This is a genomic window from Candidatus Defluviibacterium haderslevense (genome assembly GCA_016712225.1).
GTDB classification, from domain to species: Bacteria; Bacteroidota; Bacteroidia; order Chitinophagales; family Saprospiraceae; genus Vicinibacter; species Vicinibacter haderslevensis.
Genome location: JADJRL010000003.1, coordinates 2,719,041 through 2,739,916 on the forward strand (window position 1 = coordinate 2,719,041; position 20,876 = coordinate 2,739,916).

The following is a 20,876-nucleotide window of genomic DNA, read 5'->3' on the forward strand; positions in this document are numbered from 1 at the left end:
ATAAATAATTATTAAAACGTATTAAAAACTACAATCAAATAGGTCGAATAAAAAGTTTTTATTAGCTATTATTGAGTCATATATTATGGTCAAAGGTACATCCTATGCCATTGATTTCAATTTAAAATAAGTTATTATTTTATTTATGATTGATTTATTTGCATCTTTGATTGAAGCTATTATTTGTGTTAATCAAATAATATTTAAAAGTTTATTTATATGAATAAACTAAATAGGTTATAACTGTATTTTAAAATTTTTGAGTTAATGAAATTTCGAGTAAAGTTGCTTTCGGAAAAAGTATATTATTTTCAAGGTGAACATGAATATGTAAGTCTTGTTCGAATTCATCAAGTTTGGCATATAATGCTTTAAAAGTGTTGCAAGCACCAATGGGTGGATTGTAATGGTTACTTAATTGATCTATTTCTTTTAGCATGTTTCCTACTTGTTCATGTTCTTGTTGCATCATATGAATTGGATTCAGTATTGGTCCAAATGGAGGAATGGGTTTTTGAGAATGATTCTTATCTGCGACAACGCAATTTTTAATATATGGAAAGAGGACCATCTCTTCTTTAGCCATATGCGATTTCAGTTCTTCAGCGACATGCTTGAATATATTTTCAATTTGTACTACCTCAGGATAGGATGTTCCGTGAACCTTAGATACTTTTGAGGCATATTCATCGATTAATGTCAAGGAATTTTTAACATAGGTGTGATGATTATTAATAATGTAATCAATGAGAAAATCCAATTCCCAGAGATTGTAATTTTGTGAAGGAACTAAAAAGTCATCTATGTTTTTTAATTCTTGTAAAAGTTCATTGATGTTTATGTTTTTATTTTCACATGCCTTTTCAATGGAAATGCCACCACCGCAACAAAAATCTATACCAAATTTTTTAAACACATGGGCTGATTTTATATTCTTAGATACGATATCTGCAATGGTTAATGTTTCTTCTATTTTCATTTTTATCTGTATTTTATAGAGGATGAATATTTTGTTATAATGCAAAGGTATAGTGATATAACGACCTGAATTATGATTGGAATCATATTATAAGAGTAAAGTGTCTTAAAAGGTCTGATTTTATTTTTATATCATACTTGATGCAGATCAAGTTATAATATGTAGTATATCCATTATAGATTGAAAGCATAACCTAATATTATTGTGAATCTGATATTTTTGATTATTGAGTTTTGAACATATTCGGATTATAAATATGAACTTATTTTTGAATTTGGTTTCCAATTATTATGAATTTATGACTTTAAAATAAAGAATTTTTTAGTATGGTGAATAAAAAATAGCATGTTGAATTAGATACATAGTTTCAAGTTTAATGATTGTTTAACTAATAGATTGTCAATAGGATATTAATAGATGATCATTAAATTTATAGCTTTTTTACTTCATTTTAGGAAGAGTTTAAAGTATTCATTTGTAAAAATATTTTAAAAAATGTTTGGAAAATGAAAATTGTTTTTATATTTGGGTCAAAATAGTCTTAAATATTATCGAATTTGAAAGTATTATCCAAGGCAACAATTTATGGTTTAAGGGCTTTGATTTATGTAGCTACCAAGAGTGACGGGGATCGTTATGTGAATATTGGAGAGATTTCCACGGAGTTGGATATTTCTTTTCATTTTCTGACGAAAACGTTTCAGGTTTTGACTCAGAATGGAATTTTGGAATCACATAGGGGACCACACGGAGGGGTTTTATTGAAGAAGCCAATGGATCAAATATTTTTAATCGATTTGGTACATATTTTGGAGGGACAAGATTTTTTTTCAAAATGTTTATTGGGACTTCCCGGTTGTGGTTCGAAGGAACCTTGTCCGGTACACAATTTTTGGAAAGAGGTTAAGGGATCTTTAGAGATTGAGTTTAGGAAAACTTCATTGGCTTTTTTGGCTGAAAACATTCAAAAAGGAAAAATGAGATTATAAATGTGAATCCTTTTTTTTAACTATATTTAAGATAAATTAGTCTTAAATAAAATCAAATTTATTCTTACAAGAAAAATCAATTGTTATGGAATCAAATGGACAAAATGGACAACATGAACAAAGTGGAACTACCGCTACTAAGAACATGAGCTATATTATGAATACCAAAAATTGGCGAGGGCCGCTTATATTTATTTTGATTATTAGTATATTAGGTGTCGGCATGATCGGCTATCAAACTTATGTTGATGCGCCGCCAATGACGGGTTTTAAAGATCAAAATGGGCGAGTTGTTATGGATCAAAAAACCATTGAACGGGGTCAAGAAGTATTTCATAATTATGCATTGATGGAATACGGTAGTTTCTTTGGAGATGGTGCTCAACGAGGTCCTGATTTTACTGCGGAAGCATTGCATGAGATGACTTTAGCTATGAATCGTTTTTATGTTGAGGAATTTAAATCAAAAACTGGTAAAGACCCAACAGCAAGTGATATCAGCCAAATTAAAGAGCAAGTTAAATTAGAATTAAAGCAAAATCATTACGATAAGGCGGAGAATATTGTTGCTTTGTCTGCGGCTCAGTCTTATGCATTAGCTGAAGTTCAAAAATATTATACCGATATATTCATTGATAAGAATACAGGTTCTGGTTTCCCTCCTAAAGATTATATAAAAAGCAGACAAGAAACGGCTGATTTGGGTTCGTTTTTTTTCTGGGGTGCATGGGTTTGTGTAACAGAAAGACCTGGTACCAATTTTAGTTATACACACAATTGGCCCTACGACCCAGGTGCTGGTAATACACCAACTTCTCCGGTTATTTTATGGAGTGTTTTGGGTTTATTGGCTTTTGTTTTAATGTGTGGAATTGTCCTATATTTCATTGGTCAATACAATCAACTACCTAATAAATTTTTCAAACCGCCTAAAAGAGATTTGTTTACAATTGCTAGAGTAGCGGCCTTTAAACCAACACCTACTCAAAGAGCAACATTCAAATTTTTCTTTGTTGCAATTTTATTATTCTTTTTACAAGTTTCTAGTGGTCTGATAACAATCAATGATTTTTTAAATTGGTTGGGCTATATTGGCATTCATATTACGGATGATGTACCTGTTACCATTTCTAGAAGTTGGCATTTAATGTTATCCTTATATTGGATTTCAACTTGTTGGATTGCTTCATCTATTTTTATATTGCCCATACTTTCTAAAAAGGAATTACCTGGACAACTTCGTAACATTAATATTTTATTTGTTTTATTATTTGTTTTAGTTGGAGGTTCTTTATTAGGTATGGTTATGGGTCCATTAGGATTAATGGGAAAAATGAATTATTGGTTGGGTCATCAAGGTTGGGAATTTGTTGATTTTGGTAAAGCATATCAAGTATTATTGATGGGTATTTTTATACTATGGGGCATTATTGTTTATAAAGGGATTAAACCAGCATTTGTTAAAGGTGAACCATGGAATCTTCCCAACTGGATTATGTATTCTGTAATAGGAATCCCGTTACTTTTTTTATCAGGCTTTGTTGCAAAACCAGAAACGAATTTTGTGATTGCAGATTTTTGGAGATGGATGGTGGTGCATATGTGGGTTGAAGCTTTTTTTGAAGTGTTCATAACCGTTATTGTCAGTTACTTAATGGTATTGATGGGCTTAGTAAGTAGGCAAGCGGCTATTAGAGTAGTTTATTTCGCCACTATATTATTTTTAGGCACTGGATTATTAGGTATTTCACATAATTTTTATTGGAATGCAAAACCAGTAGCAACAATGGCATTGGGAAGTGTATTTTCTACACTGCAGTTTGTACCATTAATTTTATTGACTGTTGAAGCATGGCGTTTTAAAAATATGCCTACTATGGCAGTAGGTGATGTTGCACATAGTGAGTTACAAGGTTTTGGTTTTCCAGCAGTGTTCAAATTTTTAATTGCTGTGAATTTTTGGAATTTTTTTGGTGCAGGGGTACTTGGTATTATTATTAATCTGCCTATTATGAATTATTTTGAACATGGCACATATCTTACGGTTAATCATGCTCACGCAGCATTAATGGGCGTGTATGGTAATATTTCAATAGCTGCTTTGCTTTTTGCATCAAGACTAATTATAAAGGATCATCGATGGAATGACAAAGTAGTTAATTTTTCTTTTTGGTCTATCAATGCAGGTCTTATGTTAATGGTTGTTTTGGATCTTTTTCCAGCAGGATCGATACAGTTTAAAGCAGTTGTAGAACAAGGTCTTTGGTATGGAAGATCTTCAGAATTTATGGATTTCGGCGTGTTTAAGTCTTTGACATGGTTAAGAGGGATTGGTGCTTCAGTATTTTTCTTTGGTGGGGTTATTCCTTTAACTTGGTTCATTGTATCTCGTATTAATTCATTGAAGTCCAAGACCTATGATATTCAATTGATGGATGAAGTGATCACGCCTCAATTAGCAGATGTAAGTGTAAATGAAGAAGTAGTTAATGTATAATATTGAAAACTTTTGCGATAAAGTTATTATCATGTAATATTTAATTTTTTGCTTATTCATTTATATGAATAAATATAAATAGTTTGAATGATAAAATTAGTAATTAAAAGAAATGGTGCATACCATCCTTATTTATCTTTTAAAATTGAGGATGCGATCCAAAAAGCTTTTCAAGGACAAAAGCAAAAGACTGACATTCATGTATTAAATGCAGTGTTTAAAAAGTTAGAAGAAAAGTCTATTTGGGCAGTTGAAGATATTCAGGATATTATAGAAAAAGAGTTGTTTGATAAACATCACTTTGAAACCATGCGCGCGTTCATGTTGCATCGTCATACTCGTAAAATGCAACGTGAACACGTTGGTGGTTTAAATCAAGATACCACCTATATTGATTGTTCTCAAACCATTGAAGAGTATGTTTTTCAAAAAGACTGGAGAATTAATGCAAATGCAAATACTTCCTATTCCAGTGCTGGATTGATCAATAACGTAGCAGGAAAAGTGATTGCTAATTATTGGTTGGATAAAGTTTATTCAAAGGAAGAGGGATTCGCTCATCGCAATGCAGATTTACATATTCATGATCTCGATTGTCTTACGGGTTATTGCGCTGGATGGAGTTTGCGCATATTGTTGAATGATGGATTTAATGGTGTTAGAGGTCGCGTTGAAAGTAAACCTCCTTCACACTTCAGAGAGGCCTTAGGGCAAATGGCTAATTTTTTAGGAATATTACAAAGTGAATGGGCAGGAGCTCAAGCCTTTAGTTCATTTGATACGTATTTGGCGCCTTATGTTTTCAAGGATAATCTTTCTTTTGATGAAGTTCTAAAAGCTATCAGAAGTTTTGTTTACAATTTAAATGTGCCAGCGAGATGGGGTCAATCGCCTTTTACGAATATTACTTTAGATTGGGTAGTTCCTGAAGATTTAAAAGAGCAAATTCCAACTAAAAATAATCGTCATCTTTTTGAAAATATTAAATCAAACGATTTAATGATCAAAGCCAAAGCAATTGGTGTAGATCATTTAACTGATTTGTCTTATAAACACTTTCAGAAGGAAATGAATATCATTAACAAGGCATATTATACCGTAATGACTGAGGGCGATTCGAATGGTCAACCGTTTACATTTCCAATTCCTACTGTTAATATCACGGAAGATTTTGATTGGTATGGCGAGAATACGGATCTATTGTTTGAAAACACAGCAAAAGTTGGCTCCTCTTATTTTCAAAATTTTATTGGCAGTCAATATACCTATGATCAACAAGGAAATAAATTGGAAAATCCAAATGCATATAAACCTAATGCCATTAGAAGTATGTGTTGTAGATTACAATTAGACCTTCGCGAATTATTAAAACGTGGAAATGGCCTATTTGGTAGTGCAGAGATGACTGGAAGTATTGGAGTGGTTACCATAAATATGGCGCGATTGGGATATTTATTTAAAGGTGATAAAGAAGGGTTAATAAATCGACTTGATCAATTGTTGGATTTTGCAAAATCTAGTTTAGAAAAAAAGAGATTATTTATTCAAGAACTTTTTGATCGTGGATTATACCCTTATACTAAGCGCTATTTGCCACATTTAAGAAATCATTTTTCAACAATAGGGGTTAATGGTATCAATGAAATGATTCGCAATTTTTCCGATGATAAATATAATATCATTCATCATGAAGGTTATGAGTTTTCAATTCAAGTACTCGATCATATTAGAAAACGTATTACATCATTTCAAGAGGAATCTGGAAATTTATATAATTTAGAAGCTACACCTGCAGAGGGGACAACTTATCGATTTGCTAAAGAAGATAAAAAAAGATACCCAGATATTTTGCAAGCAGGACACAATGAAAATGTTTATTACACCAATAGTTCGCAGATTCCAGTCAATCACACAGATGATCCATTTGAAGCATTAATGCTCCAGGATGAAATGCAATGTAAGTATACCGGCGGGACAGTTTTACATCTATACATGCGAGAAAAAGTAAGCTCCCCAGAGGCTTGTCGTAATCTCGTTCGAAAGGTAATTTCAAATTTTAGATTGCCATACATAACCGTGACACCAGTATTTAGTGTTTGTAAAACGCATGGTTATCTTTCAGGAGAACATTCCTATTGTCCTGCTTGTGATGATATATTATTAAATAGTCTATTAACCGATTTAAAAACTCAAAAAAATGGATAATAATCAACAACAAACACTTTTAGATTTGAATGAAGAAAAACGTAGCAAATGCCTCGTTTTCACTAGAGTGATGGGTTATCACAGACCTATAGAAAGTTTTAATACGGGTAAAAAAGGGGAACACAAAGAGCGTATTCCATTTGTTGAAAAAAAGTGGTGTGAGTAAGCCTATTTATCATATTACACCTTTTACTTTATTAGATTATCCAGATAAGACGGCTTGTATTATTTGGTTTGCCGGTTGTAATATGCGGTGTAAATATTGTTATAATATTGATATTGTAAAGGGGAAGGGGCATTTTAGATATGAAGATGTCTTGCCTTTTATCGAGTCCAGAAAAAATTTATTAGATGGTGTTGTTTTAAGTGGAGGGGAATGCACCATGCATGCTGATGTAATTCCTTTTGTTGAGGATATAAAAAAGCGAAATATGTTAGTTAAAGTCGATACCAACGGATCCAATCCAAAAGTGCTTGAAAAATTATTGTCTGCTAACCTTGTTGATTATGTAGCATTGGATTTTAAGGCATTGGCTAAAAATTTTTATCATGTAACCCAATCTGATTTATTTACTAAGTTTGAGAAATCATTGAATATATTGCTTTCAGCTTCAATTCCTTTTGAAGTCAGAACTACTTTTCATTCTACTTTACTAGAGTTGGATGAATTAATTAGTATGGTTCATTATTTGGGGAATAAAAAATACAAGGGTATTTATTATATACAGCATTTTTTAAATCATTGTGAGACCCTTGGCGATGTGGGTAATGATTATAGGAGAGTGCGTGTCGAAGATTTAAAGTCGGATCTTGTTCATGTTGTGGTAAGAAATTAGCTTGCTAGAAAAAAACCTGTATCTTATTATGGTATGTTGTGAATCAAAATGGATCATACAATTGTGATTATTGTTAAAACCAATTTAATTTTGAAAAATAATTTAATTTTTTAAAAATTAAATTAAAATGTTTCCAAATTCAGAATGAAGGTTATAGATTTGCCTTATAAAGATAAAAAGGTCTTTAAATATTAAATTACTAAACTAAAACATTATTTTATGAAATTGTCAATGCGATTATTGTTTTTGGCCATCGTTTTCATATTCGGTATAACGATGTCTTGTAATAAATCTGAATCATTTGTTGAGCAAACAGCCCTGATGACCTCTCAGCAAAATGATATATACCATGAATGGGTAAATGTTTTTTTAGAATTGGATCGTTATGCCTCCTTTTATAGACCAGGACCTGCCCCAAGAGCATTGGCTTATATGGGTCTTAGCGCATACGAAGCTTGTTTGGGAGGTATGCCAGATTACCAATCATTACAATACCGTTTAGGAATTAAAAGTATGCCAGCCGTTAAAAATAATTTGTATTGGCCTGAAGTGATCAATGCATCTTATGCTTATTTGATGAGAAAATTTTTTGAAACGGTTACTTTTAAGGATAAGTCAGGAAATGTCCTTAGCAATGAATCTTTTATGAATATTATTTCAGATAAGGAATTAGAATTGCGCGTTGGTTTTCAGAATAGTATTGTTGAACCTACGCTAAATAATTCTGAAGCCCACGGACGGGAAGTGGCTGCCGCTATTTGGAGTTATTCAACTTCAGATCCAGTAGGACACAATGGGCATTTGAATCCGTTTCCAGTTCCTGTTAACGCAGTGGGATGTGAATGGGTACCAACTGATCCGGGTGTGGCCACTCGCGGATTATATTCTCAATGGGGAAAGGTAAGAAGATTTGCATTGACTTCAAATGATCTTGATGCATTAGCTACACCTTTTGATTGTAGTTCAGATGTAAATTCTCAAATATATGCCCAAGCATACGAAACCTATGTAATAACCAACGAAGCTCGAAAAAATCTTAAAGGAGATTTGGAACACCAAGCAGAATTCTGGAGTGATGATCGTGTAGGATGGACATTTAGTCCTCCGGGTAGAATGATAGCTATTGCTGATCAAATTGTAGAAAAGGAAAATTTTAATCTAGAAAAAACATGTGTACTTTATGCACAATTAGGTATGGCTGAAAACGATGCTGCTGTTAATGCTTGGTATAATAAATACAAGTTTAATATTGAAAGACCCATTACTTATATCCAAAGAAATATTGACCCAAAATTCACTATTCCTTGGCTTGGATTTACACCTCCATTCCCTGCCTATCCTTCAGGTCACTCCACGTTTGCTTTCGCTGGAGTTGGAATATTGGAATCATTTGTTGGTGGAGCTTATCCATTCACTGATTTTTGTCACCAACAAAGCACAGATTTTTTAGGTGCACCACGAAGCTTCAATAGCTTAAGAGATCTAGCCAATGAAAATGCTTTTAGTAGATTGCCATTAGGAGTTCATTACCGAATGGATTATGACGGTGGTAATTTTTGCGGAATTCTATGCGCACGAAAAGTTATGCAACTCCCATGGAAGCGCTAATTTGAATATCGTAATTGAAGGTTTTGTTAGAGGAGCTGTTTGTTTGAACAGCTCCTTTTTTTATTTACTTTATTAGTATTATATTTGTTGGATAAACATTCTTGCTATGCGTTTTAAAATATTTTTTCTAATCATTAGTATAGGATTATTGTTTTTTTCATTCAATGCATTTAGCCAAACACATACAAGTGAAATAAATAATTTTGTTTTAAACGTACCACCAAATGTGATTTATATTAGAGATAATTTTTATTGTGGTCAAACAGAGATAAGTAATATTAATTATAGGGAGTATGTATATTGGATGGGGAAATTTTATGGAAAAAATTCTTTGAAATATTTATCCAGTCTTCCAGATACGCGCATTTGGAATGGATTTCCTCATTGTTTTCTAAATTTATCAGAACAATATTTTGTCTATCCAAAATATGATGACTGCCCGGTGGTTGGTATTTCTCAACAACAGGCCAAGGAATATTGCAAATGGCTTTCCGATAGATATTTCGAGTCATTACTGATTCAAGAAGGATTTTTAAGCATGAATCCCAATCAGTCAAAAGATAGTTTTTTCACTATCGAATCCTATTTATCGGGGACATACCATAATATGATTCCTTCGAAAGATATTAAACAATATCCTTCTTTTAGATTACCTAATCTTACTGAACGTTCTGATATTTTAACTTTTTCCAAACAATGCACATTGAATAATTCTAGTCGAAATAAATCATACGGTATTAAAAAACTTAAGTGGACACCTAATGACATTCAATCTGATATCACTCCTTGCTATACAAATGAAATTCCTTTTGTGGTGATTTCTAAAAAAGTTAAAGACAGGAATAAAAATGCTATTAATAATTTAAGAGGAAATGTTGGAGAGTGGCTAAACGAAAATAATTTAAGTTGTGGTGGCGGTTGGGTTGATAAACGTGAAATTATTTTAAAGGAAGATACCACTACTGTTATATATCCTAATGCATGGACTGGATTTAGAGTAGTTTTTGAATGGCGTGAGTGGAAAAATGAATAAATTTAATATTCATCCCCAAATCCAAACACAGATTTTCTTTTCTTTAATTGTCCTCTGGTGAAATCAGGAATTTTCATCACAGCACCTCCTTCTTTGATCGATTGTTCACTAATTGGTGTAATCGAATACCATGAAGCTAAATCATAAACATCAAAAGGAAAATCTATTCTTGTAACTTTCATCCCAAGATAATTCTTTAAATCAATAAGCAATTTTTTCTTTAATCCATTTAATTCTCAACAAAAATACGAATATGTTTAAATCCATCTGAAGTATTGTAAAGGACATGATACAGACCAGCAAAGAGTTGAGATAACCGGATAGTTCCTTTATCAGAAGTCACTTGGTGAACCAAAATTTCTTTTCCCTGAAGATCATAAATCATGATTTGACCTTTCAGATTACGATATGTCAAATTTTTATCTATAGGGTTATAATAGATCAATGCTGGTTCAGTTATTTCATCAACAGAACTAACATAGTCTACTACTATATTACTTGAAATGGATTGGAGTTTATTCACACTCGATAGATAATTGATTCTATAGATGTATTTTCCTGAAATCAGATTTTTATCTTCAAACTGGTAATTTTTTATGCCTTGGATATAATTAATTGTACCGATGGAAATCCACTCATTATTACTATTTTTCTTTTCAATAGTGAATTCACCAGCCAGCAAACCTGGACTAAATCCATTAAATGAATCATCCATAATCCAGCTTAGAATAATGCCATCTGTAGCGATGGTACTCGAGATGTTTTTGGTAGGTAGATGAAGGTAGGAACGTTCAGATGAATAAACCATGCTTTTCAATTCCGTGTCATTGGTAAATAATATTTCATTATTGCCTTCAAGATCAGTATAATATAATTCGGTAGATTTAGCAATTAATATTCTTTCTTTTATTGGATCTACAGTCATTGCAGTGATAGCTGCCTTTATAATAGGCTCTACACCGGAACCATCGGTATTCATTTTGTAAACGAATGTTTCATCGTAGAAATATAATTTATTATTAATTGGATCTAAGTTTACTAATTTAATATTTGTATTATTATTATTTAAAATTAACTTTAGATCGGACCCATTCGTATTCATTGAATACATTTTTCTTTCATCTCTAAAATAAAATTTATCATTCCTGCCATCAAATATTAAATCCGAAGCACTAAATCTTCCAATATCTGGTGATTTGACGATTTCTTGCTCGTTACTTCCTTCATAATTTCGATACAATAATTTTCCATTAATGTCGAAATAGTATACCCGTTTATTTAATACATCTAAGCACATAATGTTTAGATTGGTATGGTTGCTAGGAGCGTTAGCGGATATTTTATCTGCATTACTTCCGTCCGGATTATGTTTAACTAAAAAGCCTTCTGATAAGATATATAGAATTTCATTTAAGCCATCATAAGCTACTTGTTTGTCGTATATAGGATGATAGTTTGATATGAGTCCTATTCTTTTATTAGCTATAATATCATATTTTTCTATGCTTCCTTTTAATGGATCAGACCAATATAAATAATGTTGAATAGAATCTAACAATAAGAATCCTGAAGAATAAATAGTTGAATCGACAAGAATCTTCACATTTGATCCGTTGGTATTTGAAGAAGCAATTTGACCTCTTTCAGTCCAGTATATATTTCCTGTATTGGCTTCAATAATGACGTCCTGTGGTTGAGTTATATTTTTTATTATATCTTCGATTCCAGTTCCATCTAAATTTGCCCTTTGAATTTTACCTTGACCCGTATTAGCCCAATACAATTTATTATTGATTGGATCAATATCGATTCCTTTAATTGATGCCAAACCTGAATTAATGTAAATAAGTTCTTTTAAATCTGATCCATCTAAGTTAGCACTAAAGATCTTTTTATTGTCAGGTTCAGAATAGAATATTCTTTTGCTTTCTTCGTGTACAGCCAGGCCATATATTTCATTTGTTGAAGAAATCAATACTTCTTGATGATTGAATTCTAAGTCCGACTTCAATAATCTATTTTGAATACTGAAATAAATAAAAGATTCTGCCTTTTGAATTATAAGGTCATGTGCAGCTTGCAAGTTTTGGATGTTTGAATGTACTTTTTCAATAAACAAACCATTGGTATTATATACCCATATATTATTAAAATCTGAAGGGATGATCAATTGGTTACTATCTAAAAAGAAAGTTCCGGTATAAAGCTTTTCGTTAAAGTCCACAATTGTTGTATGTGATAAATTGCTCTCATTCAATAAAGTTAAACTCTTGTTGGAATTTAGATAGAGTTGTGCCTTAAGCTTAAAGCTTATAAATAAAAATACCAGTAATGATATTTTGAAGAAAAAATTATTTCTCATAATTAAGGGCTTGAATGTTAAATTAAGATATATTTTTTATCAGTAATTAGAAATTACTATTAGTAATAACGAATTAAATTCAAATAGGTTGAGTTTTAGATTTTCTTAAATGATTGGATGTTTGATCAACTTCTTTTTTAAGAATAAATATCAATCTAATATTCATCCCCAAATCCAAACACAGATTTTCTTTTCTTAAATTGCCCTCTGGTGAAATCCGGAATTTTCATAACTGCACCTCCTTCTTTGATGGATTGTTCACTAAGTGGTGTAATCGCATACCACGATGCTAAATCATATACGTCAAGAGGAAAATCAACACCGCGTTTAATACATTCAATAAAAGCATGATCCACAAAAAAATCCATACCGCCATGTCCCGAACCTTCAGCTTTAGATTCATATCTTTTCCATAATGGATGATCATAATCTTTAATCCATTGTTCGGAATTATCCCATCGATGAGAATGCTTCATTTCTTGTTCCAAGTATATATGACCTTGATTGGGATCGCCCCATCCGAAATCTTGCCATAAGCCTCTTGTGCCTTGAATTCTAAAACCCAGATTGTAGGGACGCGCTAATGAGGTATCATGCGTTAATAATATACTCTCGCCATTCGCACATTGAATTTGTGTATTAACGATATCGCCTTGTTTAAATTCCACTTTTGCATTAGGGTGATTGGGGCCACCTTTTTCATGATCAAGTATATATTTATGTAATCCTCGTGCCTTACTTGATACAGAAGATAATTTGGTCATGCGATTTCCTCGATTGATATCCATCATGACTGCTACTGGACCTAAGCCATGAGTAGGATACAATTCACCATTGCGTTTTACATAATGATTGGTCCGCCACTGCGCTTCACTGTATCCTTTATCACCAAATTCCACACCACTATTGTATGCAGTCTTTCCATCATTGAATAAAACACCTCGCAGATCGTGTTCATAACCTCCCTGTCCATGAATTAATTCACCGAACATTCCTTTTCGTACCATATTCAATATGGCCATAACATCCCGACGGTAACACACATTTTCCATCATCATGACAGGAAGTTTGGTTTTTTCAGAAGTATCTACAATATTCCAACAATCTTTGATAGACATCCCACCACATACTTCCATACCAACTATTTTTCCGGCTTTTAGTGCATCTACTCCTTGTGTAATGTGCCATTCCCATGGTGAGGATATCATCACAGCATCTATATCATCTCGTTTCAATAATTGTTGGTAATCATAATTTCCATTTCTATATATGGCAGGTTCCTTTTTATTGAATTTTCGAAACAATGATAAGGCATCATTGATCATTCGTTCACTTGGATCTGCTATGGCTAATATATTCACATCATCTCTCTGTAAGAATTCTTCAAGATGTGCTTGTCCTCTGAAGCCTACTGCAATCATGCCCAGGTTTACTGTACTTTTATGTACAGGAGCGAATGCTTTTATATGTGATGTAACTCCTATGCCAACTCCGGTCAAAGATGTGTTTTTAAGAAATTGTCTACGATTCATTTTTTTAATTTGAGTCGCTAAAGTATGTATTATTTAGGAAAGTAGAAGCGTGATATTTTGAAAATGATTTTAATATAAATTAATATTTCAAATGGATACTAAATGATTCTTAATGGTCCACTATGATTGCTGATCATGTCGATAGATTTCTTCCACTACATTGAGTATGGTGCGAAATGCAACAAAGCGAGTAGCATATTTATCAATCACCTCTTTTTGTAAAGCCGGGGCATCATGAATCATATAACGATTCAAATCATCTTCCGAAAAACAATCATATTGAAATACATAGGTCACACCATCATCTTCTTTCATATCCAGTTTGGATAATCTGCATTTGTTGAAAGCTCCTGTGGCCAGTACATTGGGAATATGAATAGTACGCATCCACTCCAACCACTCATCAGCTATTTGATGATCCACTTTGACCGTTACATTGTATACTAGCATCATAAATTATTTAAAAATAATAGAAAATAAATAAAAACATTTTTTGAGTTTCTCACGATGATTCCGCCATTATAAATTTGAAATGGTTTTACAAAGTATTTCTATATCTTGTTCTGTGTTGTATAGATAACAAGATATTCTTACTACTCGACCTCGAAGTGAAGTGAATATCTTATTTTTTTGAAAGCCTTCAAATATTTGTTCTGAATTATTTTGTTCTGGATCCAATATACCGAATAGATGGTTGGTTCTGTAAGACTCATCTTCTATCCAAAGACCTTTAGATTTTATGACAGGTATTAATGGTTGCATCAATTGGCGGCAATATTCTTGAATATGGACTGGATTCCATTCAACAATTTGTCGCAAGGATTGAGCTAACATGGGGGCTTGAATAAACTGACTCGATTCACCCATATTGTATCTTTGTGCACCAATAGCATACTCATCATCTGCAGTTAATTGTGCGAAATTCTGAGCATTGATTTTGTTCATCCATGATTCTTCCATGGGAATTCCGGTATCAAAAAAATCACTGTAATATGCAAGGCCTAAAGAATAAGGACCGAGCAACCATTTGTATCCTGCACATATTAATGCATCGATTTGACATTCATGAACATCAATGGGAAGTACGCCCACGGATTGTGTTCCATCAACGATTAATATGGCTTGATGTTCTTTGCATTTTTGCCCAATGGCTTTTAAATCGAATTGTGTTCCATCTTGCCAATGAATAGTAGACATGATAACTACAGCAGTATCATCGTTTATGGCTTCAATAATATTGGCATTCCATTTTTTTCCTCGATCTTCAAATTCTTGTGGCGGAGAGATGATATTTAGTTTTTTAGAATGCTTATTGCACCATTTTTGAATGGTGTACAAATCACTGGGAAATTCACCGGTTACAGAAAGAGCATAACTGCCAGTGTCGATTGGAAGATTAGAGACCGCATTTTGTAATCCATATGCAGCAGAAGGGATGACAGCAATATATTTAGGATCTGAATGTATGATGTTGCCAAAATGAAGTCGCAGTGGCTCTGTAATTGTGAAGTAATCAGATGATTTTAGCACACTGGGATTTCTTCTTTTTCGAATAGCCTCGATTCCCGCTTCTTCCACTTGTTTCATAAATGGCGACATAAAAGCGTTGTTCATATAATGAATATCATCGGGCAATTGGAATAGTGATTTTTGACAATTTAACATTTTATTTTATTTAACGATTGTAATTTTATTTTCTTTTAAATATTGTTTATTAACTTGGGATAAAGTGACAAAATAAAATCAATCATTAAATTCTTAAATATTGATATTTATTTTCTTAAATATTATCATGTTTATTAGACTGACCTACGAACTATACAATATGTAAATTAAATCTATAATACCACAATCAACAAAAATATCACTCCCAAAACTATCCTATAATACCCAAAGAACTTAAAACCATACTGATCAATAATTTTCAAAAAAAGTTTAACAGCTATCCAGGCTGTAATAAAAGCAACTATAGCTCCAATGCCTAATTTAAAGACATGATCTTGTGTGAATACAACGGGTGTCTTTAATAATTCATAACCTGTAGCGGCAAGCATGGTAGGTATAGCTAGAAGAAATGAAAATTCAGTCGCTTGTTTTTTATCAAATCCATTATACACACCTCCGATGATGGTAGCTGCTGCACGTGAAACACCTGGAATCATGGATAAGCATTGGATCAGTCCAACAAAGAAGGCATTGGTATAACTTATGTTTTCTAAATGGATGTAGCTTGATTTTTTCTCTATCATCTTACGATCAATAACAATTATGATTATACCTCCTAAGATAAGCGCTATGGCTACTACTAGGGGATTAAATAAATATAATTTAATGATCTTGTAAGCAAGAAAACCTATGATAGCTGTTGGTATAAAAGCAATAAAAAGTTTGATATATATATCAATACTTTTAAACAACTTATCAGCATATTGAATGACAATAGCACTGATCGCTCCGAGCTGAATCGCTATTTCAAATGTTTTGACGAATGCAGGATCTTCAATATTCATGAGTGAATCTGCGAGTATCATGTGACCTGTGGATGAAATGGGTAGAAATTCTGTTATACCTTCAATAATAGCTATGATGATCGTTTGAAGTAGGGTCATGATTTCGATTTTTTTGCATCCAGTTTTGATCGGATATAAGCACTCAGCAGATCAACACCTTTGGCGAATGAAGTATTGTTATTGATGATAATATCGATACCTTCTATGTATGGTTCAATGTATTTGGCATAGGATGGAGCTACGTGGTGCTCATAACGGTAGAGCACATCTTCGAGATCATAGTTCCGTTCATTTTTATCTCGGTTGATTCTTCGTTTGATTTTTATAGCTTCGTTAGCATGAATGAGGATTTTGAGGTCGAGCATCTTGTTGACATCCTGATTGTGAAAAATGAATAAACCCTCTACGATATAAATGTCTGCAGGTACTATGGTGATCCACCGATCTTCTGAATGAGAATTATTAAAAGCGTATTCCAAAAACCGAACTTCCTGATCATTGTTCAGCTTGTTGAGGTCCTGGATAAATCGATCATGATCTATGGCTTCAGGAATGTCGAAGTTGATGACCCCTGCAGCATCTAATTTTTGTAATTCTTTGGCTTTGTAATAGTTGTCTTCAGAGATCAAACCCAATTCCGATTCATTAAATAATGCTCTAAGTGCTTTTATAAAAGCCGTTTTGCCTGATCCGCTACCTCCTGATACCCCAATGAACATGAATAAAATCTTTAGTTTTAAAAAATTTCGTAAAAGTCAGCAAAATATTCTACTTTTCATGCTCATTTTAAAAAATAATCATGGTATTGGATAGTTTAAGAGGCTTGCTGGGTGTATTGGTATTACTGATCATTTGTTATGCGGTTAGTGAACATAGAAAGCGGATCGATTGGAAATTAGTTGGTACCGGTCTGTTGCTGCAGTTTATTTTTGCATTACTTGTCCTAAAAGTCCCTATGGTTAAGAGTATGTTTGAAGGCATTGCAAGTATATTTGTTGTGTTTTTGGATTTTACTAAAGAGGGTAGTCGCTTCCTCTTCGGAAAAGAAATGATAGATAATATTCCAACCCATGGGTATATTTTTGCGTTTCAGGTTTTGCCCACTGTTTTATTTTTTTCTGCATTTACATCATTGATGTATTATTTGGGAATACTTCAGAAAATAGTATATGGTATAGCATGGGTGATGAATCGGTCTATGAGATTAAGCGGTGCTGAAAGTCTATCTACAGCAGGGAATATTTTTCTGGGACAAACAGAATCCCCTTTATTAATTAAGCCTTATTTAGCTAAAATGACCCGTTCTGAAATATTGTGTGTTATGGTGGGCGGGATGGCGACTATTGCTGGTGGAGTTCTTGCCGCATATGTTGGCTTTCTAGGTGGAACCGATCCCGTTCAACAACAACTTTATGCCACACATTTATTGTCTGCATCTATCATGTCTGCGCCTGCCGCTATAGTAGCCACTAAAATGATTCTCCCTGAAGTGCATCCGGAACATATCAATCATGATATAGAGGTTTCAAAAGAAAAGATTGGTGCTAATATGCTAGAAGCTATAGCAAATGGTACTTCTGATGGGTTAAAATTAGCTGTAAATGTTGGAGCCATGTTGATTGTATTTACGGCACTTATTTATATGGTGAATTACACACTGCAACATTCATTAGGAAATTGGTTTGGCTTAAATGAATATGTTAACACTTTGACTGCTGGAAAGTATACCAGTTTTTCATTACAATTTATCCTGGGAAGTATTTGTGCTCCTTTAGCTTGGCTTTTAGGTGTGCCATCGGTAGATATGATGTATGCTGGTCAGTTGTTGGGTGAAAAAACAATTTTGAATGAATTCTATGCTTATGCGACTATGGGCGGATTGAAAATTAATGGCCTGATGTCTGAACGAGGTTTAATTATTTGTACTTATGCGCTTTGTGGTTTTTCCAATTTTGCTTCCATAGGTATCCAAATTGGTGGAATTGGAGCTTTGGCGCCAAATCAAAAATCTACACTTGCTCAATTGGGAATAAAAGCATTGATTGGTGGTTCTGTGGCTTGTTTTTTAACGGCTGCTATTGCTGGTTTAGTTATATGATTTAAATGAATTATTGATTTAAAAGAGTTTTATTGATAGTTTATTTTTTATTATTCTAGATGAAATGATTTATATTTGGTAACAATTTAATTCTGAGTCCTGTAAAGACGATCAATGTTGCTGCGGCGGATAAAATCCGTCGTATAAAGAAAATTTATAAAGTTTTTGGCGACATTTTTGCCTGATTTTTGCAAAAATGATGACAAAAACTAACCGTACTAATTTTGGTTAATTAAAATGACAATAATTACATGAAATTACTTACTCATTTATTTATACTCTTAGGATTATTTACTTTCATCCAATGTGGAAGTTTACATAAGAAATCTGACAGTACGTCAGCAAAAAACAAAAATGAAATATCATTTACTTTTTTGCAATTTAATGATTTCTATGATATCGCACCTCTCGAGAATGGTACAATAGGTGGTGCTGCTAAAATGGCTACGATTCGAAAAAAACTACTTGCAGAAGATCCCCAATTATATACGGTTCTGGCTGGAGACTTTATCAGTCCTTCTTTATTGGGTACCTTAAAGTGGAATGGTGAATCCATAAAGGGTAAACAAATCATTCAGGTATTTAACAAAATAGGTATCGACCTGGTCACTTTTGGAAATCACGAATTTGATTTTGATGTAAAGACTTTGAAAGCCAGAATCAATGAATCGAATTTTGATTGGGTTTCTTCGAATGTTAAATTAAAGGAGGATAATAAATTAATTCCATTTTATAAAGTGGTGAATGGCCAAAAGATCAATATTCCTGAATATAAAATTTTAACTTTTAAGAACGCTCAGGGAAAAGAAGTTCGTGTAGGAATTGTTGCACCTTGCATTGATTCTAATAAGCCTGATTATATTGATATAAATAAGTTTGTTTCAATTGCACCTTCATATTATGACTTAAAACAGAATAAGGTTGACATCATCCTTGCACTAAGTCATTTATCCAAAGAAGAAGACACTCAATTAGCAAAGCAATATCCGGACATCAAATTAATCATGGGTGGGCATGAACACGATCACATGAATATTGTGTTGCCCACCTGCAGAATTACTAAGGCAGATGCTAACGCCAGAACAGCTTATGCACATCGATTTAAATACAATACCAAAACAAAACAAGTACAGATCGAATCAGAATTAATTGCATTGGATGCTTCCGTTGCATTAGATGGGGAAGTGGATCAAATTGTACAGGAATGGAAAGGCATTGAAAATAAAGTCATGCGTGAGATGGGATTTGATCCAGAACAATTATTAATGACATTACCGACGCCAATAGATGTAAAAGAGACATCTACAAGAAATAAACCCACCTATTTTGGTCAAATGATTGCCAGAGCTATGTTGCGTGCTGCACCAAAAAGTGAATGCGCTTTTTTTAATTCTGGAGGCATTCGCATGGATGATATGATCGAAAAACAATTATCCCAATATGATATTTTGCGAGCTCTGCCGTATGGTGGTGGTATTGTTGAATTGGATATGCCGGGAAGTCTGTTATCCAAGGTCTTAGAAGCCGGATGGAACAATAAATCAAAAGGCGGTTTTTTACAATGGGCCAACATAGAAAGAACTCCTAAATACATCTGGTTGATTAATGGTAAAGAAATTGAACCCAAACGAATGTATCACGTTGCGGTTAATGAATTTTTATTGACAGGAAATGAATCTGGTTTAGAATTTTTTTCGGCTAAAAATCCAGATTTGCAAAATATAAATCGAGCCAAACCTGATGATTTAAGTGATATCAGAAGAGATATTAGATTATTAATCATTGATTATATTAAGAAGGGTGGGAGGTAAGGACATTTGTAAAAAAATATGATTTATTGATTTTATTTTCAAGTTAGAATCTAGGGTTACTTAGTGAAAATACGAGGAAACTACCAAGTTTTAAAACTTGTTTCTATGGATAACTTTTTGTTCTTTTTTCATGAAAAAAAAGAACCAAAAATTCTAGCCTGCCTGGCTAGCCACGCAGGCAGGGCTGTAAGGTCTAAGCCTAAAATGATTACATGAAACCTAAATTCAAAAAACTCGCCATTGGCCTTGTTTCTTTTGTTTGGCGGTACACTTGCCCACCCCGCTTTTCTGTTCTTTTGTTTTGCATACTGTTGAGCTCATACAGTTTTGAATTTTGCACTTTATTTTTTTTGCAGCTAGCTCCAAGCCTTTATAATTAGCTTCGTAAACTACGCTAATTATAAAGGTTCACTTCA

The 20,876-nt window shown here is 33.1% G+C and carries 17 protein-coding genes; 9 read left to right on the top strand and 8 right to left on the bottom strand.

Going from position 1 to position 20,876, the window contains the following annotated elements; genetic code table 11:
- Positions 1-250 precede the first annotated feature (250 nt).
- Positions 251-979, bottom strand: a complete 729-nt coding sequence (ric, locus tag IPK88_10685) for an iron-sulfur cluster repair di-iron protein (GenBank protein MBK8243882.1) — start codon at positions 977-979, stop codon at positions 251-253.
- Between the two features lie 557 nt (positions 980-1,536).
- Here ric and IPK88_10690 point away from each other — a divergent pair.
- The 7 genes from IPK88_10690 (at position 1,537) to IPK88_10720 (ending at position 10,147) form a co-directional block, all read left to right on the top strand.
- A complete protein-coding gene (locus tag IPK88_10690; protein ID MBK8243883.1) occupies positions 1,537-1,968 on the top strand; it encodes an Rrf2 family transcriptional regulator in 432 nt (143 codons plus the stop codon).
- Between the two features lie 85 nt (positions 1,969-2,053).
- A complete protein-coding gene (locus IPK88_10695; GenBank protein ID MBK8243884.1) occupies positions 2,054-4,465 on the top strand; it encodes a cbb3-type cytochrome c oxidase subunit I in 2,412 nt (803 codons plus the stop codon).
- A gap of 87 nt (positions 4,466-4,552) precedes the next feature.
- Positions 4,553-6,670 carry a ribonucleoside triphosphate reductase gene (locus IPK88_10700; protein ID MBK8243885.1) on the top strand — a complete coding sequence of 706 codons (2,118 nt, stop codon included), beginning with the start codon at positions 4,553-4,555 and terminating at the stop codon, positions 6,668-6,670.
- On the top strand, positions 6,663-6,836 hold the full coding sequence (locus IPK88_10705; GenBank protein ID MBK8243886.1) for a hypothetical protein: 174 nt from the start codon (positions 6,663-6,665) through the stop codon (positions 6,834-6,836). The genes IPK88_10700 and IPK88_10705 overlap by 8 nt, the downstream gene beginning before the upstream one ends.
- A complete protein-coding gene (locus IPK88_10710; protein ID MBK8243887.1) occupies positions 6,829-7,506 on the top strand; it encodes an anaerobic ribonucleoside-triphosphate reductase activating protein in 678 nt (225 codons plus the stop codon). The genes IPK88_10705 and IPK88_10710 overlap by 8 nt, the downstream gene beginning before the upstream one ends.
- A 219-nt stretch (positions 7,507-7,725) precedes the next feature.
- Positions 7,726-9,114: a vanadium-dependent haloperoxidase gene (locus IPK88_10715; GenBank protein ID MBK8243888.1), complete on the top strand. Its 1,389-nt coding sequence runs from the start codon at positions 7,726-7,728 to the stop codon at positions 9,112-9,114.
- Positions 9,115-9,220: 106 nt separating this feature from the next.
- Complete coding sequence (locus IPK88_10720; GenBank protein ID MBK8243889.1) at positions 9,221-10,147, top strand: SUMF1/EgtB/PvdO family nonheme iron enzyme; 927 nt, start codon at positions 9,221-9,223, stop codon at positions 10,145-10,147.
- A gap of 2 nt (positions 10,148-10,149) precedes the next feature.
- Here the strand turns inward: IPK88_10720 and IPK88_10725 are convergent, their stop codons facing one another.
- The 7 genes from IPK88_10725 to IPK88_10755 all read right to left on the bottom strand — a co-directional run bounded on the left by IPK88_10725 (position 10,150) and on the right by IPK88_10755 (position 17,270).
- Positions 10,150-10,329: a hypothetical protein gene (locus tag IPK88_10725; protein ID MBK8243890.1), complete on the bottom strand. Its 180-nt coding sequence runs from the start codon at positions 10,327-10,329 to the stop codon at positions 10,150-10,152.
- 47 nt (positions 10,330-10,376) lie between these two features.
- Complete coding sequence (locus IPK88_10730; GenBank protein ID MBK8243891.1) at positions 10,377-12,509, bottom strand: T9SS type A sorting domain-containing protein; 2,133 nt, start codon at positions 12,507-12,509, stop codon at positions 10,377-10,379.
- Between the two features lie 155 nt (positions 12,510-12,664).
- On the bottom strand, positions 12,665-14,041 hold the full coding sequence (locus tag IPK88_10735) for a Gfo/Idh/MocA family oxidoreductase (protein MBK8243892.1): 1,377 nt from the start codon (positions 14,039-14,041) through the stop codon (positions 12,665-12,667).
- Positions 14,042-14,161: 120 nt separating this feature from the next.
- On the bottom strand, positions 14,162-14,494 hold the full coding sequence (locus tag IPK88_10740) for a DUF4286 family protein (protein MBK8243893.1): 333 nt from the start codon (positions 14,492-14,494) through the stop codon (positions 14,162-14,164).
- Positions 14,495-14,560: 66 nt separating this feature from the next.
- Complete coding sequence (locus IPK88_10745; GenBank protein MBK8243894.1) at positions 14,561-15,640, bottom strand: aminotransferase class V-fold PLP-dependent enzyme; 1,080 nt, start codon at positions 15,638-15,640, stop codon at positions 14,561-14,563.
- 239 nt (positions 15,641-15,879) lie between these two features.
- Complete coding sequence (locus tag IPK88_10750; protein ID MBK8243895.1) at positions 15,880-16,650, bottom strand: undecaprenyl-diphosphate phosphatase; 771 nt, start codon at positions 16,648-16,650, stop codon at positions 15,880-15,882.
- A complete protein-coding gene (locus IPK88_10755) occupies positions 16,647-17,270 on the bottom strand; it encodes a uridine kinase (GenBank protein ID MBK8243896.1) in 624 nt (207 codons plus the stop codon). The genes IPK88_10750 and IPK88_10755 overlap by 4 nt, the downstream gene beginning before the upstream one ends.
- A gap of 80 nt (positions 17,271-17,350) precedes the next feature.
- On the opposite strand from IPK88_10755, the gene IPK88_10760 reads away from it, so the two are divergent.
- Together IPK88_10760 and IPK88_10765 are read left to right on the top strand one after the other, a co-directional pair.
- Complete coding sequence (locus tag IPK88_10760) at positions 17,351-18,649, top strand: Na+ dependent nucleoside transporter (protein ID MBK8243897.1); 1,299 nt, start codon at positions 17,351-17,353, stop codon at positions 18,647-18,649.
- Positions 18,650-18,900: 251 nt separating this feature from the next.
- Positions 18,901-20,460, top strand: a complete 1,560-nt coding sequence (locus tag IPK88_10765) for a bifunctional metallophosphatase/5'-nucleotidase (protein ID MBK8243898.1) — start codon at positions 18,901-18,903, stop codon at positions 20,458-20,460.
- Positions 20,461-20,876 lie beyond the last annotated feature (416 nt).